Here is a 15,489-nt window from a genome sequence, read left to right as displayed (position 1 = left end):
GACGCTGCAGCTGTCGCACATGTTGTCGCAGCAGCAAACCGCCAATGGCGGCGGTTCCATCCAGCCAGTGGTGAACGCGGTGTTGGGGACCGGCAGCGGCACGAGCACGGCCCGGGCACCGGTGCCGGGCTCCGCAAATAATGGGGCGGGCGGTCAGTCCAGCTGCAATGAATATTGCCCTGGTCTGAGTGGAGGAGGGTTCCAGAGTGCTGGATACGTTCCCTGGCAGCTGACTATTGGTAATGAAGCGCATCAGCTTCTTCTAAGTGAGGCGCTTTCTCATCCAAATTTCTTTGGAAATACCTGGACTTCTCCCGACGGAAACACGTCCTTTGGCGGCAGGCCCGATCTCGGCAATGCCCTCTTGCAAAACATCTGGGAGCTGAAACCGATGTGGCTTTCCTTAGAAGCTTCAATTCAAGTGCAATACTATTCTTACATAAGCTCATTTTCTGTCTTCCCGTATACGCCTGCTCCCAATGCGCCGAGCTTTTTTTCGGGAAATTCATTGAGCTTGATAGGGGCGAGCGCAATGTATAACTATACGTTTCTTGGCCAAGGTGTCATCGGGTACACGTATCAGAGATTTCAATCACAGCAGGCACCCGGTTTGCAAACCGGTCCCGGAAGTATACCGGTTTTGCCTCCGACCTTTGTCCCCATTTGACGGTTAAGCCTATGCGGAAACTTCTTCGGGCTTTGGGAACATGGCAGGGACCTGAAAAGGTCGCTGAAGCCATCACCGCGAGGGGCTTTCTCGTTCCCCGCTTCTACCGGGACGAAATGATCGCATATTGCCGGGCGTGCGGGGTCGATGACAGCTCGGATCTGGAGACGTACTGGAACGAGGCTTCGCGCGAGGTTGTTAGCTGCGGCGGTCAAGCTAACCCCCGCCAGCGGCGCTTCATTGGTGAAATTCCCTACCGCTCTGCGTATCTCGATCAGCTCGCAGAGGCGAAGAAATCGTTACCGCCCTCGGATTTTCTGGAGATCCAACCATGTCTCCTTCGCTGGCTTGAGGAAGATCAGTCGCAGGGAGCCAAGCTTGGAAAGGCTTTGTTGGAGCGGGCTGAGAGTTTCAAGGACCAGGAACGGGCTCGACACCCGACATTGCCCAGTGGCTGGACTGGGAAGAAGCGGGATGTTCCGCCCATCTTTCGCCACTTTGCCGAACAATGCGGGTTTATTGAGAAGAAGCTTCCTCAGCGCGGCTTCATTGGTGGCGGCAAGGCATTTTGCAAGGAGACTGCGAGCGGTCTTGTGTTTCATTGCTGGGTCGATACCGGCGGTCTTCCAGACGTGGCACCTCGGGTTCCCCTGGAATTTTTTGTCTCGCATGTCGAGGACAGGTTCCCGCCGCTGGGAGCTGGTCCCGATACAATTTGTGTCGGGGCGGAGTGCTACGCTCGGTTCCGGTCGCCAGAAAACGCAATTTACGGCATCTACGCGTTAATTAATATATTTGACGCGTTCTATTCTACTTTCGAGTAGAGTGGGCCCGAAGGTATGTCTTAAATGAAGTCCGATGAGGAAATATTACATAATCCGTCCTCGTAAATTACTCTCGCTCGCGCGTCGGCGTGTCACTCGGCGATGAACTCGCATCCAGCAGGATCTGCCCCCACGCCCTCCAGGTCGGCAGCATGGCGGCGATGCTGCCGAGGTTGAGCGGGTCGCCGCGACGCTCCGGGGGCAGGTGGCGGTGGCATTCGGCGATGCAGAAGCGTTCCTCTCGCCAGGCTTCGGCCCCGGCTTCGGCGGCCAAGATCGCGCGGTCGACCTCGAACATGAGGGTGCCCTGGGGCTTGTGTCGGGTATCCCTGAACAGGGAGGCGAGGATGCGCGCCATCTTCGTCTCCGGGTCCCTCATGGCCGGAGCCTCGGCGCAGGGGTCGGTTCGGAAGGCGGCAGCGCCGGAACCTGGTCGGGCGCCGGGTCGGGAATGAGGCGCCGCCGGATATGGTCTGGCATCGGGAGGGTGTTGGCGGGCTTGGGCAAGCCGTCCTCGCATTCGAGTGAGATCTGGTCCAGGCGGTAGCCCTGGCGCAGCGCTTCGATCCTCGCGGGAGGTTGAAACTCTGGCGAGCCGCCCGAGAACCGAATGTCTTCCCATCTCCGGGCCTTGCCCGCCGCGACCAGGGCGGCGATCTCGTCGTCCGTGGGTTCGCCGTCGCGATGGCGAACGAGATAGTCGCCGTGATCGGCCAGCCGGATTCCGCCAGGCAGGGCGACGTAGAGGACGGTGCCGTCGATCGTCGTCTCATAGCCGAGCCCGTACCAGTAGGCGGGCGAGACTGGGGCGCTCGTGTCGGTATCCTGGACGGGGCGACGGCGCCGGGCATTGGCGGCGGTGAAGGTCTTGCGGGCCAAGGCGGGGCTCCTGGTGGGTAGAGGGGACTTGGCCTCTGCGACGGTGGGAAGGGTGGCGGGATCGAGGCCGAGCCCGGCCATGCGGGATGGGGGCGGCATAGCAGTCATGAAGGAGTTGCAGCCTCGTGGCTCCGTCAGGCCAGTGGCCGGCTTTGAATTGCATGACGATCCCGCGGTGGCGTTCCGTCCCGATGGACTGGCCCCGTTCCGGTCTGGTCGCAATGGGGCTGCCGGCGTGAGGCGGGTCAAACACGGACACGAATGGCTAAGGGCGTACATCCTGTTCGATGAAGCGCTCTCCCATTCCACCCAAGAGCCGAACCACGCGGCTCTCGGTCAGCCTGCCACCCATGGCGGCGACATGGATCGAGAACGCCCATCCTTCCGTGGAGATGCCGGCTTGAACAATGCCGCCAGCAACCGCTTGCGGCGCTCCATCGGGTGCCGTGCCCGCCCTGGCGGCGATCGCCGCGTCGGCCGTGGCTGCGTCGTCTCCCATCACCGCCATCAACACGCCTTGCGGCGCGGTCGCCAGGTTCGCCTTCGGCCGGCCGGAGAACACCGTCACGGCCGGCGCGAGGCGGTCGAAGATCTCGGGCGTCGTGCCGAGCACCAGCCTCAGCTCGTCGATCGATTGAAACGGCCCGCCGCGCGGCCGGTAATCGCGGCCGGCGGCCGCATAGTCGGCGCCGGTTGCGCCCTGGAGCCGGTGCAGATCGCCCTTCTGATCGCGCCAATCGAAGATCTTGTCGGCGAGCCCTTTCGCCTGCGGGGCGACGGCTTTCAGCAGTTGCCGGATCGCCGGGTCGTCCGATGCGTTGAGGTCGATCTTGCCGCCTTCATCCTCGACGGCGACACGGAGCACGCGGCCGTCGAATTCCCAGGTTTGCGACACATTATCGAAGTGCCAACGCATTGGCGTCTGGGCAGCAAAGGGGCGGCTGGTGAACCAGTAAAAGGACGTGCGCTCTAAACCAAGTGTGGTTCTCCGCACCTCGGGCTGTTCGTTGACCCGCTCGTTTGGGCAAGAGCGTCGTTCTCTCAACCTTCACAAGCTTGAGTGGCACATAACCGCGGCAATCTGCTATGGCTCAGGCATGGCGGCTTCGCTCGAACAGTACCTTATTGCCACGGGGCGCGTGCCGAGCGCGGCTTTGGACCGTGCCAAGCGGCTCGCCGACGAGCATGGCGATCGGCTGCCGACGGTGTTGACGAGCCTCGGCCTCATTTCCGAGCGGGAGCTTGCGCAGTGCTTCGCCGCGGCCTTGGGCGTTTTCGTAATCACTTCGGCAGAATTTCCCGAAGCGGCGCTGATCGCCGATCGGCTCAACCCAAAATTCCTCAAGCTGATTCGGGCCTTGCCGGTGGAGGATCGGCCTGACCGGCTCGTGCTGGCGATGGCGGACCCGTCCGATGACGATGCGGCGGACGCGATCGCGTTTGCCGTCGACAGGCCGGTCGAGCGGCGAGCGGCCGGGGCCGGCGACCTCGAGCTTGCCTGGGAACGTCTCTATGGTGGGCGCATCGCGGCTGATGCGCTTGCCGCTGCCGCGGACGCTGGTGACGGCAGCGGCGACGACGCGGACCGGCTGAAGGATTTGGCCAGCGAGGCGCCGGTCATTCGGCTGGTCGATCAGATCGTGGCGCAGGCGATCAGCCTGCGCGCCTCCGATATCCACATCGAGCCGCTGCCCGATCTCCTGCGCGTCCGTTTCCGCGTCGATGGCGTGCTGCGCGAGGTCGAGGGGCCGCCGGCGCGGCTCGCTATGGCCGTGATTTCCCGCATCAAGGTGCTGGCCAAGCTCAATATCGCCGAGCGCCGGTTGGCGCAGGACGGCCGGATTCGGCTGGCCGTGCGTGGGCAAGAGATCGACCTGCGCGTCTCGACGACGCCGACGATCCACGGCGAGAGCGTCGTGCTGCGCATTCTCGACCAGGGCGCGATGGTGCTGGACTTCGCAGCGCTCGGGTTCGAGCCGGCTCTGGTCGAGCGCTGGCAGCAGGCACTGGCACGGCCGCACGGCATCGTGCTGGTGACCGGGCCGACCGGCAGCGGCAAGACGACCACGCTCTATGCCTCGCTCGCCGTGCTGAACACGCTCGATCGCAAGATCCTGACGATCGAGGATCCGGTCGAGTATCAGCTGAAGGGTATCAATCAGGTCCAGGTCAAGCCGCAGATCGGGCTCACCTTCGCCAGCGCGCTCCGGTCCTTCCTGCGCCAGGATCCCGACATCATGCTGATCGGCGAGATCCGCGATCTCGAGACGGCGCAGACCGCGGTGCAAGCTTCGCTCACCGGCCACCTCATCCTCGCCAGCCTTCATACCAACGATGCAGCCAGCGCGATTACCCGTCTGCTCGACATGGGGGTCGAGGACTATCTGCTAACCTCGACGCTCTCGGCGATTGCCGGACAGCGCCTCGTCCGCACGCTCTGCCCGGAATGCAAGGAGGCTTATCCGGCAGAGCCCGAGTTGGTCGAACGACTCGGCCTGGAAGTGGCGCGCGAGCCGGTCACCCTCTGGCGCCCGGTCGGCTGCCCGGCGTGCGATGGCGCCGGTTTTCGTGGCCGGACGACCATCTTCGAGCTGCTTATCGTGACTGATGCCATCCGCCATCTCATCATAGAACGGGCCGAAGCCCGGAAGATCCTGGAGACGGCGATCGGTGAGGGCATGGTCACGATGTACCAGGACGGGCTGCGCAAGGCGCTCGCCGGCCTCACCACGGTCGAGGAGGTGTTGCGCGCGACTCGCGAGACGTAGGCCGCCGACCGCCAGCGACCCGTCGACGCACACTTTGACCCGTCGACAAACCATGCCGGGTTGAGGCAAAACCTATGGTGGCGGTTTGGGCTGGGCTAAATCGCCAACGCCTCTGCCTGGGTAGCACGTCATCCATGTTTCTTTCTCGCCATGCCGCGCTTTCGCTTTAGGGCGGTTACCCCGGACGGGGTGCTGGTCACCGGCGAGATTGAGGCGGCGTCCACCGACGCGGCGATCGAGGCGCTGCAGGCGCGTGGCGACTTTCCGCTGTCGGCGGTCGATGCCGCCGCCGGGTTGTTTTCCCGCTTGCGCCTACCGATGCGCCGGACCGGCGCGTCGCAGCGCTCTGTGGCGATTGCGCTCCGCGAGCTGGCGACGCTGCTCGAGGCCGGGCTGCCGCTCGATCGGGCGCTCGATGTGGTCCGCTCGCTCGGGGCCGATAGGCGGCTCGACGAGGCGCTCGCCGGTGCGCGCGATCGGGTGCGCGGCGGTGCCGGCTTGGCGAACGCGCTCGCTGAGACGGCGCTCTTTCCCAAGCTCGTGCTGAGCCTCGTCCGTGCAGGCGAGCTGGCTGGCGCGCTCGATACGGCGCTGCGCCGGGCCGCGGAATACCAGGAGCGGGCGCATCTGCTGACGGAAAGCATCAAATCGGCGCTGGTCTACCCGATCATTCTGCTGGTGACCGCCGGGCTCTCCATCACCTTCATCCTCACATCGGTCCTGCCGCAGTTCAAGCCGATGTTCGCGGAAGCCGGCCAGGCACTGCCGGTGCCAACCCGGCTCGTGATGCTCGCCGGCGACCTCGTCAGCCATTATGGCTGGGCGCTGTTTCTTTTGCTGTGCCTTGGGGTGCTTGGTCTGCGGCGCGCGCTTCGACAACTGGCGTTTCGGCGCCTGTGGGATCGCGGCCTGCTCCGTCTGCCAGTGGTGGGCGGGCTCGTGCTCAAGACCGAGGTCGCCCGCTTCTCCCGGACGCTCGGTACGCTCTTGACCAGCGGCGTGCCGCTGCCGAATGCGCTCCTCGCCACCCGCGATGTCGTTGGCAACCGCGCTATCGCCGATGCGGTGGAAGCGATGGCGCGCGAGCTCCGGGCCGGCGAGCGGCTGAGCGACCTGCTGCGCCGCGTCCATCTGTTTCCCGGGCTCGTCGTTCAGCTGGCCAAAGTCGGCGAGGAGAGCGGCAAGCTCGAAGAGATGCTGCTCAGGCAAGCCGATATCTTCGATCGCGAAGTGTCCCGAACGATCGAACGCCTGATGGCGGCCCTCGTGCCCAGCTTGACGATCGGCCTCGGGCTGATGGTTGCCGGCATCATCGCCTCGATCCTGCTGGCGATTCTCAAGGTGAACGAGCTCGCCTTCTGATGGGGACGCGCGCTCGGGCCCGGCAGACTGCCGGCTTCACGCTCATCGAGCTCATGGTCGTGCTGGCGATCCTGGGATTGCTGCTGGCCTTGCTGCCCGATGCCCTCTCGGTCGCGATCCCGGGACAGCGGCTTCGTGCCGCCGCCTATCAGCTGGCCGACGAGCTCAAGGACGCCAGGACGCAGGCCGTGCTTTCAGGCGAGCCGAGCACCGTCCAGATCGGACCGGACGAACGCACGTTCCCGCGCGGGACGCAGGCACACCTCGAAGAGACGGAACCGCGCGCGGACGGCGGGCACGCCGAAGTCCGGTTCTTTCCGGATGGGAGTGCATCGGGCGGCACCATTCGTCTTGTCCAGGGCACGCGCGCCTATGTCATCCGCATCGACTGGCTGACCGGCCGGGTGATGGTCGATGACTGAGCCGCACTACCGGAATGAGGCCGGCTTCACTCTCGTCGAGGTCCTCGTCGCGTTCGCGATCCTGGCTGTGACGCTCGGCTTCCTCATGCATGTCATCTCGAATGTGCTCGACCGGACCGGCGAGGCCGATGCCCGTGCCGGCGCCCTGCAAGTGGCGCAATCGCTGATCGATCGCATCGGCGCCGACCTGCCGCTCGAAGATGGGGGCCGCGACGGCGATTCGGGGCGGCACTACCGTTGGCACGTGGAAATCGCCCCCTATGGCGACGCGGACGATCGCAGCGCCTGGCCGGCGGCGGCGCACCATGTGACTGTCACCGTCGCGTGGGGTGACCACGGCAGCCTCAGCCTCTCTACCCTGAAGCTCGGCCCCAAGGACGATGCGCCGTGACGATCCGCCGCTCTCAGGACGGGGCTGCGGGCTTCACCCTGCTCGAACTGATGGTGGCGCTCGCGATTCTGGGCCTCGTGAGCCTGATGCTGTTCGGCGGGCTGCGGTTTGGCCTCAATGCCTGGACGCGCGAGTCGGCACACGCCAACGCCGTCAGCGACATCGGCGTTGCACAAGGCTTCCTGCGCCGCGCGATCGGCGAGGCCTATCCGCTGTTCCAGGTCGACGGGGAGGACAAGCGTGTCAATCCCTTTGTCGGCTCCAGACGCGCGCTCGAATTCCTGGCGCCCACGCCGGCGTCGCTCGGCAGTGGCGGCCGGCAGCGTTATTCGATTGGAACGGAAACGGCGGGCGCGCGAACGGACCTGGTCATCTGGAGCCAGCCCGAGCTGGCGGCGGATCCGGCGAAGCGCTGGAAGACTATCCTGGTTCCGGGCATCCGAACGCTGAGCATCGACTATTTCGGACGGCAAGGGGACGAGGAAGAGGCTCATTGGCATGACGCCTGGCAGGACGCGTCGCATTTGCCTGAGCTCGTGCGGCTGCAGGTTGCGTTCGCCGCGGACGATTTTCGGACTTGGCCGGAGTTCGTCGTCGCGCCGCGTATCGCCGTAGACGCGAACTGCGTCTATGATCCGCTAACGCATGGGTGCAAGGGACGTTAAGTGGCAAGAGTGGCGGAGTTGTTGCGCACGGGCCTGTCCAGCACCTTGCTGAGCGACGCCTGGCATTGGTGGCTCGACGAGCTGCGCGGCCTCGTTCCGCCGACCGTCGCGCAAAAACTCTCGGTGCAGCCCAGCTGGCTCGTCCTCGATCTCAGCGACAACTCGCTCACCTTCGGCGAGATCGTCGGCGGACGATACCAGCGCAACGACGCGATCGATCTGCTCGAAGCGACACTGCCGGCACGGCCGGCCGCCATCACCGCCAGCCTCCGGAAATCCAGCATGTCGCCCGACCGGCTGGCGGTAACACTCGCGCCTCGGCAGGTGCTCCGTCGTACGCTCGACCTGCCGCTGACCGCGCCGCGGCACCTCCGCGCCCTCGTCCAGCACGAGCTCGAGCGCTGCCAGCCGCTGCCGACGGACCAGATCCATTTCGACTGCCGTATCGTGAGCCGGGATCCGGCGCGGCATCGCATGCGGGTGGAGCTGGCGATCGCCAAGCGCAGCACGATCGACCAGGTCTCCGGCATGCTCGCGGGCTGGGGGCTGACACCGCGCAAGATCGGGCTTCGGGATAGCGGGACCTGGTCTTTCGACTTCCTGAAAGGCGAGACCCGGCCCCGGTCGCTGCGCCCGACCGCGACGGCTTCGCTTGCGGTCCTCTGCCTGGCCCTGTCGCTCGGCGTCGTCAAGGTCACCTTCGACCGGCACGAGGCCTATGCAAACACGCTGTACGCCGCGGTTCTCGAGGCCAAGGCCGCGGCCGAGCATGTCGAGGCGACGCGCCGGCAAGCGGACGCGCTGGCTGATCGTCTTACGTTCCTCGCGACCGAGCGCGCGGCCGGCCAATCCGGCCCGTGGCTCGAGGCGCTGTCGGCGCTGCTGCCGGACGGGACCTGGGTCGTCGATGTCGAGCGCCATGGCGCGAGCCTGCGGCTGCGCGGCTATTCTCGCAACGCGAGCGCCCTTGTCGGCTTGCTCGACGCATCGCCACGGTTCGCCAATGCGCGCTTCACGGCGCCTTTGACGCCGGCGGCGGTCGCCGGTGTCGAGCGCTTCGACCTGACCGTCGAACTCCGGCCGGGCGGTGCCGGATGACTGAGCGCCAGACACGCCTGCTGCGGCGCCTTGCGGCGCTCGCCATCGGCGGCGCGCTGCTTCTGGCATTCGTCGCCGGCGGCGTCGCGCCGCTCGTCGAGGCTTGGGCCGACACCCGTGCCGGGATCGAGCGCTCATCTCAGCTTCTCGCTGGCTATCAGCGGGTCGTCGACCAGAGGACGACAGACGAGCAACGACTCGCGCGCCTGCAACAGCAAGACGCCGGCTTGACGGACCTCATCGGCGGCGCCACCGCCGCGCTCGCGATGGCCAGTCTCCAGGCCGATGTGAAGCAGATCATCGAGGCGCATGGCGGCAAGATCCAGAGCTTGCAGCCGGGGGCGGTGACGCCAACCCACGGCTTCGACCGGCTTGAGGTCAAGGTCGACTTCTCGATCGCCGGCGATACCTTCCCCGACCTCGTCGCGGGCCTCGACGGCCATCGCCCGTTTCTGACCGCCGACCCGCTCGAGCTCCACGCCACCGACGGCGCGCAACCATCGGACAAGCTGATTATCCGGATGACGGTCAGCGCCTATCGCCGCGCGGCCGCATCATGAGCCCGACACGCACGCAGCTGGCCCTGGGCAGCGTCTCGGCAGCGATGCTCGTGGCTATCGCAGCGCTCGAGGGGCTGCCTCAGGCGCCGGTTTTACCAACCGCAACCTCGGGCGACGAGCGGATCCTGACCTCGCCCATGCCCGCGAACACGGACGAGCCTGTCTCGGCTCTGGCGGCGCTGCGGTCGCGTCCACCGTTCTGGCAGGACCGGCATGTGCCGACGCTGGTCGCAGCACCGGCGCCGCCGATGCCGGTTCCCGTCGCACCGCCACCCCCTCCACCGCCGGATCCCAAGACGGAACTGACGCTGGTCGGCATCGTCCATGGCCCGGATGCGCGGATCGCCATTGTCCGCGTCAAGGCGACCGGCAAGGTCGAGCGCCGTGTCGAGGGCGATGCCATCGATCAGTGGACGGTGGCGCGGATCCTCGCCGACCGCATCGTCCTGCTGAGAGGCGGGTCCGAGGGCGAGCTCACGCCTCCCCCGCCAGGGGAGCGGAAGGCCGGTGCCTCGGTTCCGTCCAACCCTCAGCACACGCTCATGTCGCCGCCCCTCGTCATGCCGCCTCCGCCGGCCCGCCGCTGAGTCTCGAAAGCCCATTTCCTCATGTCGATGTTCAAGCGCCTTCCTCGCCTTCTCCTCACGGCCACGGCAACCCTGTCGATCGCAGCCTGTTCGAGTTTGACGGCCGCGACGGGCGACCTGCAGCTTCCCGCCGCCGCGGCGCGCCCCGACGTGCCCGTCAATCCAACCGCTTCAGCGACGCCGGAGAACGGCTCGATCCCGATGCAGACTCTGTCGTCAGAGGCGGTGGCACCGACGAATGGCGAGATCTACCGCGGCACCGGCAGCTTTGTCGGCCGGGCGACGCGCGCGCCGACCCCCGCCACCGGGAAGCCGGACGACGGCACGACGCTCAACTTCGTCAACGCGGACATCGCCGATGTCGCGAAGACGGTGCTGGGCGACTATCTGAAGGTCAATTACGTCATCGACGCCGCGGTGCAAGGTGGCATCACACTCCAGACCAGCCGCCCCCTGCAACGCGACGAGGTGCTGCCGGCGCTCGAGCAGTCGCTGCGCCTGGCCGGGTTGGCGATCGTCCAGACCGGCGACCTCTATCGCGTCGTGCCGGTCGCGGACGCGACGCGGCAGAGCGGCGTCGTGCAGCTGGGGGCGCCCGCGGCCAGGACCCCGGGCTTCGGCATCGAGATCGTGCCGCTGCGCTTCATCGGCGCGGCGGAGATGCAACACTTGCTCGAGTCCGTGGCGCCGAGCGGTGCCATCTTGCGGGTCGACCCGGCGCGCAATCTGCTGCTGATCGCCGGCTCCTCGCAGGAGCGCGCGGCGATCCTCGACAATGTCTCCTTGTTCGACGCCGACTGGATGAGCGGCATGTCGTTCGCGCTCCTGCCGCTGAAGTCGGCCGACGCCAAGTCGATCGTGGCCGAGCTCAACCAGGTCACCGGCGGCAAGGATGGTCCGCTCGGCGGGCTCGTCCGCTTGACGCCGATCGAGCGCATGAACGCCGTGCTGGCGATCTCGCCGCAGCCCAAGTATCTCGACGAGCTGCGCAGCTGGGTCAGTCGGCTCGACCGGGCGCAGGAGACGAGCGAGAAGCGCATCTACGTCTATTACGTCCAGAATGGCCGGGCGAGTGATCTCGCCAACGCCTTGACCAAGGTGCTCTACGGCACGAGCAGCAGCACGGACGATAAGTCCAGCTCTTCTCTCGGCGCGACGGCGCCCGGCGAGGTGCCGCAACAGCTGCTGGGCCAGCTCGCGACGCCGGCGGGCGGCTCGACGCCGCAGCTCCCGGCGTTCACGGACCGCTCGAAGGTCGGTGGCGGCCCGGAGGCCGCTGACACCGGGACTGCGTCGGCGAGCGGAGACACGTCGGGCGATGCGTCCAATCGGATGCACATCACGGCCGACGAGCGGAACAATGCGCTGCTGATCCTGGCCCGGCCGCACGAGTACGAGCAGATCGAGGCGGCGCTGACCAAGCTCGATGTGCCGCCCTTGCAGGTCATGCTCGAGGCTGCGGTCGCCGAGGTCACGCTGACCAACGAGCTGCGCTACGGCATCCAGTATTTCTTCAAGTCCGGCAGCAGCCACCAGATCACGAACACGACGACGTCGAACGGGTCGATCAGCGCGTCGTTCCCGGGGTTCGCCTACAGCTTCACCTCGGGGCCCGACATCAAGGTGGTGCTGAACGCGCTCGAGGACGTGACCCGGGTCGACGTGCTGTCGTCGCCGCAGATCCTAGTGCTGAACAATCAGACCGCCTCGCTGCAGGTCGGCGACCAGGTGCCGATCGCGACCCAGGAATCGGTCAGCACGACGACCTCGGACGCGCCGATCGTCAATTCCATTCAGTACCACGACACCGGCGTGATCCTGAAGGTGACGCCACATGTGAACGAGAGCGGGCTCGTGCAGCTGGACGTGTCGCAGGAGGTGAGCGACGTCGGCACGACGACCTCGTCGTCGCTGAACTCGCCGACGATCCAGCAGCGCAAGATCAACAGCACGGTCGCGGTCCAGGACGGCGAGACTGTGGCGCTGGGCGGCCTGATCAAGGACAGCCGCAACCGGGAGCGGACCGGCATCCCGGTGCTTCAGGACATTCCCTATCTCGGCAACCTGTTCGGCGCAACCAACACCAACGGCACGCGGACCGAGCTGCTGGTCATGATCACGCCCCATGTCATCCAGGGCGTGCAGAAGCTGCGCAACGTGACGGACGAACTCCGGCGCAAGCTGGGTGCCACGGCGCCGCTGCTCCCGACGGTGCGGTAGCGCGATCATGCGAGGGCGCGCGGAAGGCGGATGGGCCCTCGTCTCGGTGCTGTGGGGGCTGGTGATCGTCTCATTGATCGCCGCGATGATGCTGTCCTCAGCCCGAGTGTCCTATCGCCAGGCCGCCTTTAGCGTCGCTGAGGCGCAGCGCCGGGCCGATGCCGATGCCGCGACCGTCCGCGCGGTGCTGGGCCTGCTCGACAGCCGCGTCGACCATCGCTGGCGCATCGACGGCGTGCCGCAGACCTGGGCGTTCGACGGTCGCGTGCTCCGGTTCGCTATCGAGGACGAAGGCGGCAAGATCGACCTCAACGCGTCGGGCGACTTCGCGATCCGGCAGCTGCTGAAAGCTGTCGCCCCGCAGGCGAACGGGCTCGCCGACAAGATCCTCGATTGGCGCGATCAGAAGGGCGATCTGCACCGGCTCCAAGGCGCAACCGGCGCCGACTATGCGGCTGAGGGCCGCGATTACCGGCCGCGCGGCGGGCCGTTCCAATCGGTCGACGAGCTGAAGCTGGTGCTGGGCATGACGCCCGAGATCTTCGACAGGCTTGCACCGGCCGTGACGGTGTTCTCCGGCCGGTCGAAGGCGAACCTGGCGACCGCGCCGAGGGAGGTCTTGATGGCGGTGATGGGCGACGACGCAGCCACGGCCGACGCGGCAATTGCCGCCAGGGCGGGAACGGCACCCGACAGGTCGCCGCAAGCGGTTGCCGGCGGCATTGTTCAAGCCGGCATTTCCACGGAAGGATGGGCGTTCTCGATCCACGTCGCCCCCATGGGCGGCCGGCTGACCGAGAGCCGGGTGGTGCGGCTCTTGGGCGGAAAGGGCGGACGCTTCATCCTGCAGGATGCAGGCCTCTAATCAGGGTGCTGGAGCTTCTTCGACCTCGACCGCGTGCCTGCGCCGCGCTTGTCGCTCGCCACGCTGGAACGGGATGACCAGCAGGCTCGTGCCCATAGAGAGCACGGCGCCATGGAGACCTTGCGGATAGCCGGCGAGGATCAGCGGTGCGCCGCAGACGCCGAGACCGATGGTCGCAACCAGGCTTGGACGCTTCACCCAGGCCTCGAAGGCCCACAGCGTCCAGGGAACCCAGGCAAGCGTGTTCGAAACGGGCAGGGAGGAATCGTCGTAAGTCCAGATCGGCGACGACCGTCAGCATGCCGAACCCGGACGCCAAGACGGACGCGCCGACGGTACCCGAAGGCCCGACGCCGCCCCAGGGACCGGGACACCGGCCATGATGACGCGCGAAGAGGATTACGCCGCCACGCGACGCGAACTCGATGACGCGGACGTCGACCGCCTACGCGAACAGCAAGCGGCCGTCATCACCCTTCATGGCAGCCTCGATGCCTGGCATGACGCCTGCCGACGGCGCCGGGCCGCCGATCCAGATCACCGGCTCGCCCGCATCATCCTGCGCCTCATCCGCAACGGGCACCTGGCGAACGGACTCGACGAGCAACGCCTTCAGACTGATCGACACCTCTGGGGGTATTTCCGCTCGGTCGCCGACGACGGGCCAATGGCCTGGATGGAGGAGCGGCGCCGGATCAGGCAAGCCCTCCGCGATGCCGCCGAGCAGGTCCACGACTACGGCGACCGATATCCCGCCCTGGACATCGAGGCCGTCAAGGAACTCATGCCGACATGGAGAGCGTGGGGGCAGATCATTATCGAGACTGAAACGGACAAAGTCGACGCATTGCTCATTGCACGCTGTAGCTCGTCATCGCTTCGATCGATCAAGCGCGTCACGAAGAGCAGATCTCGGGACACGAACTAAATTCGACTCGAAATGCCCTCCATTCATCGACCCTCCACGAATAAAAAAACAAACATCATCAGCGCTCGTGAGAAGATCGTAATTAAAAGGCTTTTTCCCTAGCTCATGTAAAACTCCAACCCCTTCTGATTTTATTTCTATATATATCCTATAAATACTCCCGCTTCCGGCAGAATAGGAAGGTGAATACGCATCAATTCTGCCTCCAGATCCGTATACGTACGGGCTGCCCAATAATTCTTTATCTTTGTCATGAGAGCCGTCCGCACACAAATACACAGAAACGCCAACTTCGTATTCATGCATTTTTGCGTATGCGAATAAGTCGACGTTGCTTTTAAATTCCACCTCCAGAACCGGCTTTGATGGCTGCGGCTGCGGACCGGTCCAGGGAATTTCAGGATGCTCCTTCTCATCGACAATCCTTGCCGATGAAAAAGTCAGATCATTCAAGCTGGATGCATCCATCATACACGCACCTAAGGCCCCTGTCACAGCGATCAAAGAGGCAACGCTTGTGAAGCGCCGAATTCCCATACGACGCATCCCCTCAATCATTTCCCACCTGCCCGGTCAACACATTGCGAACAGGGCCTATCCAATGCCCGACCCCATTCATCATTCCGGAGAAATCGCCATGCGTATTATTTAGTGTCAGAAACATGTCCGCGTATGGTCGTGGATTATTATTATAAGCTCCGCCGCCGTAAAGTGCCGCGAGCCCTCCAGCAACAAAATTACCGCCATCGAAACTACTTCCTCCAACAGCGTTAACATTAATCCAGAGCCCCACATTTTGACCAACTGAACGCAGAAACGATGTCCCACCACTTCCAACAGGATCAATAGTGACCAGAACGCTAATTCGGCCTGGAAGAGCATTAGCAACCTCCATCGCCGTATCTCCACCCCAACTATGGCCAACCACCGAAACTGGGGCAGAGGGATCTAGACCGTTAATATAAGCAATAACATTGTCACCTTGGTCGTGCGTGAAGTACTGAACAATTAAATCACGATTGTCCCTAGCAAACTGAGCGGCATAGTTTTTAACTATACCAGAACCAGAATCGCCAGCCCCGCCTATAAATATTACCGGATCCACCGCACTCCCACTATTTGGGGACTGCACCGGTGCCCGGGCCGTGCTCGTGCCGCTGCCGGTCCCCAACACCGCGTTCACCACTGGCTGGATGGAACCGCCGCCATTGGCGGTTTGCTGCTGCGACAACATGTGCGACAGCTGTAGCGTT

General features: G+C 64.9%; 19 protein-coding genes. 13 read left to right on the top strand and 6 right to left on the bottom strand.

Annotated features, from left to right (window positions below):
- Together IEY58_RS33905 and IEY58_RS33900 are read left to right on the top strand one after the other, a co-directional pair.
- On the top strand, positions 1-667 hold a 667-nt coding region (locus IEY58_RS33905; protein ID WP_229744172.1), incomplete at its 5' end, for a hypothetical protein.
- Positions 668-678: 11 nt separating this feature from the next.
- On the top strand, positions 679-1,491 hold the full coding sequence (locus IEY58_RS33900) for a hypothetical protein (RefSeq protein ID WP_189052621.1): 813 nt from the start codon (positions 679-681) through the stop codon (positions 1,489-1,491).
- A gap of 67 nt (positions 1,492-1,558) precedes the next feature.
- Here IEY58_RS33900 and IEY58_RS33895 read toward each other — a convergent pair whose 3' ends face one another.
- The 3 genes from IEY58_RS33895 to IEY58_RS33885 all read right to left on the bottom strand — a co-directional run bounded on the left by IEY58_RS33895 (position 1,559) and on the right by IEY58_RS33885 (position 3,364).
- Positions 1,559-1,849, bottom strand: a complete 291-nt coding sequence (locus tag IEY58_RS33895; protein WP_189052620.1) for a hypothetical protein — start codon at positions 1,847-1,849, stop codon at positions 1,559-1,561.
- A 17-nt stretch (positions 1,850-1,866) separates the two neighbouring features.
- A complete protein-coding gene (locus IEY58_RS33890) occupies positions 1,867-2,370 on the bottom strand; it encodes an LPD7 domain-containing protein (RefSeq protein WP_189052619.1) in 504 nt (167 codons plus the stop codon).
- A 265-nt stretch (positions 2,371-2,635) separates the two neighbouring features.
- A complete protein-coding gene (locus tag IEY58_RS33885; RefSeq protein WP_189052618.1) occupies positions 2,636-3,364 on the bottom strand; it encodes a type II secretion system minor pseudopilin in 729 nt (242 codons plus the stop codon).
- Between the two features lie 103 nt (positions 3,365-3,467).
- Between IEY58_RS33885 and IEY58_RS33880 the strand changes: the two genes are divergently transcribed.
- From IEY58_RS33880 to IEY58_RS33835, 10 genes are all read left to right on the top strand, one after another.
- Positions 3,468-5,138 (top strand): GspE/PulE family protein, encoded by a 1,671-nt coding sequence (locus IEY58_RS33880; protein ID WP_189052617.1) that lies wholly within the window; start codon positions 3,468-3,470, stop codon positions 5,136-5,138.
- A 150-nt stretch (positions 5,139-5,288) separates the two neighbouring features.
- Positions 5,289-6,500 carry a type II secretion system F family protein gene (locus tag IEY58_RS33875; protein WP_189052616.1) on the top strand — a complete coding sequence of 404 codons (1,212 nt, stop codon included), beginning with the start codon at positions 5,289-5,291 and terminating at the stop codon, positions 6,498-6,500.
- Positions 6,500-6,922: a GspH/FimT family pseudopilin gene (locus IEY58_RS33870; protein WP_189052615.1), complete on the top strand. Its 423-nt coding sequence runs from the start codon at positions 6,500-6,502 to the stop codon at positions 6,920-6,922. Before IEY58_RS33875 ends, IEY58_RS33870 begins: the two co-directional genes overlap by 1 nt.
- Positions 6,915-7,313, top strand: coding sequence for a type IV pilus modification PilV family protein (locus IEY58_RS33865; RefSeq protein ID WP_189052614.1), 399 nt, complete (start codon positions 6,915-6,917; stop codon positions 7,311-7,313). The genes IEY58_RS33870 and IEY58_RS33865 overlap by 8 nt, the downstream gene beginning before the upstream one ends.
- Positions 7,310-7,978: a prepilin-type N-terminal cleavage/methylation domain-containing protein gene (locus tag IEY58_RS33860; protein ID WP_189052613.1), complete on the top strand. Its 669-nt coding sequence runs from the start codon at positions 7,310-7,312 to the stop codon at positions 7,976-7,978. Before IEY58_RS33865 ends, IEY58_RS33860 begins: the two co-directional genes overlap by 4 nt.
- 9 nt (positions 7,979-7,987) lie before the next feature.
- Positions 7,988-9,076 carry a PilN domain-containing protein gene (locus IEY58_RS33855; protein ID WP_189052612.1) on the top strand — a complete coding sequence of 363 codons (1,089 nt, stop codon included), beginning with the start codon at positions 7,988-7,990 and terminating at the stop codon, positions 9,074-9,076.
- Positions 9,073-9,636: a type II secretion system protein GspM gene (gene gspM, locus IEY58_RS33850; protein WP_189052611.1), complete on the top strand. Its 564-nt coding sequence runs from the start codon at positions 9,073-9,075 to the stop codon at positions 9,634-9,636. The genes IEY58_RS33855 and gspM overlap by 4 nt, the downstream gene beginning before the upstream one ends.
- Positions 9,633-10,223: a hypothetical protein gene (locus IEY58_RS33845; RefSeq protein ID WP_189052610.1), complete on the top strand. Its 591-nt coding sequence runs from the start codon at positions 9,633-9,635 to the stop codon at positions 10,221-10,223. The genes gspM and IEY58_RS33845 overlap by 4 nt, the downstream gene beginning before the upstream one ends.
- 21 nt (positions 10,224-10,244) lie before the next feature.
- A complete protein-coding gene (gene gspD, locus IEY58_RS33840; protein ID WP_189052609.1) occupies positions 10,245-12,443 on the top strand; it encodes a type II secretion system secretin GspD in 2,199 nt (732 codons plus the stop codon).
- Between the two features lie 7 nt (positions 12,444-12,450).
- Positions 12,451-13,308 (top strand): type II secretion system minor pseudopilin, encoded by an 858-nt coding sequence (locus tag IEY58_RS33835; RefSeq protein ID WP_189052608.1) that lies wholly within the window; start codon positions 12,451-12,453, stop codon positions 13,306-13,308.
- Here IEY58_RS33835 and IEY58_RS33830 read toward each other — a convergent pair whose 3' ends face one another.
- The gene (locus IEY58_RS33830; protein WP_189052607.1) at positions 13,309-13,506 is read right to left on the bottom strand and encodes a hypothetical protein; all 198 of its coding nucleotides are present in this window, start codon (positions 13,504-13,506) and stop codon (positions 13,309-13,311) included.
- Between the two features lie 181 nt (positions 13,507-13,687).
- Between IEY58_RS33830 and IEY58_RS33825 the strand changes: the two genes are divergently transcribed.
- Positions 13,688-14,236: a hypothetical protein gene (locus IEY58_RS33825; protein WP_189052606.1), complete on the top strand. Its 549-nt coding sequence runs from the start codon at positions 13,688-13,690 to the stop codon at positions 14,234-14,236.
- Here IEY58_RS33825 and IEY58_RS33820 read toward each other — a convergent pair.
- Entirely contained in the window at positions 14,180-14,689 is a 510-nt protein-coding gene (locus IEY58_RS33820; protein ID WP_189052605.1) for a hypothetical protein, read from the bottom strand. The genes IEY58_RS33825 and IEY58_RS33820 overlap by 57 nt on opposite strands.
- Positions 14,690-14,786: 97 nt before the next feature.
- The coding region (locus IEY58_RS33815; RefSeq protein WP_229744171.1) for an alpha/beta fold hydrolase at positions 14,787-15,489 on the bottom strand (703 nt) is incomplete at its 5' end.

The sequence above is a fragment of the Aliidongia dinghuensis genome (assembly GCF_014643535.1).
Lineage (GTDB): Bacteria > Pseudomonadota > Alphaproteobacteria > ATCC43930 > CGMCC-115725 > Aliidongia > Aliidongia dinghuensis.
This window is presented reverse-complemented; position numbering and strand designations above follow the sequence as displayed.

Coding starts and splice junctions, on each gene's coding strand:
- IEY58_RS33900 (WP_189052621.1), top strand. CDS start 679: ATGCGGAAACTTCTTCGGGCTTTGGGAACATGGCAGGGACCTGAAAAG.
- IEY58_RS33895 (WP_189052620.1), bottom strand. CDS start 1,849: ATGGCGCGCATCCTCGCCTCCCTGTTCAGGGATACCCGACACAAGCCC.
- IEY58_RS33880 (WP_189052617.1), top strand. CDS start 3,468: ATGGCGGCTTCGCTCGAACAGTACCTTATTGCCACGGGGCGCGTGCCG.
- IEY58_RS33875 (WP_189052616.1), top strand. CDS start 5,289: ATGCCGCGCTTTCGCTTTAGGGCGGTTACCCCGGACGGGGTGCTGGTC.
- IEY58_RS33870 (WP_189052615.1), top strand. CDS start 6,500: ATGGGGACGCGCGCTCGGGCCCGGCAGACTGCCGGCTTCACGCTCATC.
- IEY58_RS33865 (WP_189052614.1), top strand. CDS start 6,915: ATGACTGAGCCGCACTACCGGAATGAGGCCGGCTTCACTCTCGTCGAG.
- gspM (WP_189052611.1), top strand. CDS start 9,073: ATGACTGAGCGCCAGACACGCCTGCTGCGGCGCCTTGCGGCGCTCGCC.
- IEY58_RS33845 (WP_189052610.1), top strand. CDS start 9,633: ATGAGCCCGACACGCACGCAGCTGGCCCTGGGCAGCGTCTCGGCAGCG.
- gspD (WP_189052609.1), top strand. CDS start 10,245: ATGTCGATGTTCAAGCGCCTTCCTCGCCTTCTCCTCACGGCCACGGCA.
- IEY58_RS33835 (WP_189052608.1), top strand. CDS start 12,451: ATGCGAGGGCGCGCGGAAGGCGGATGGGCCCTCGTCTCGGTGCTGTGG.
- IEY58_RS33825 (WP_189052606.1), top strand. CDS start 13,688: ATGATGACGCGCGAAGAGGATTACGCCGCCACGCGACGCGAACTCGAT.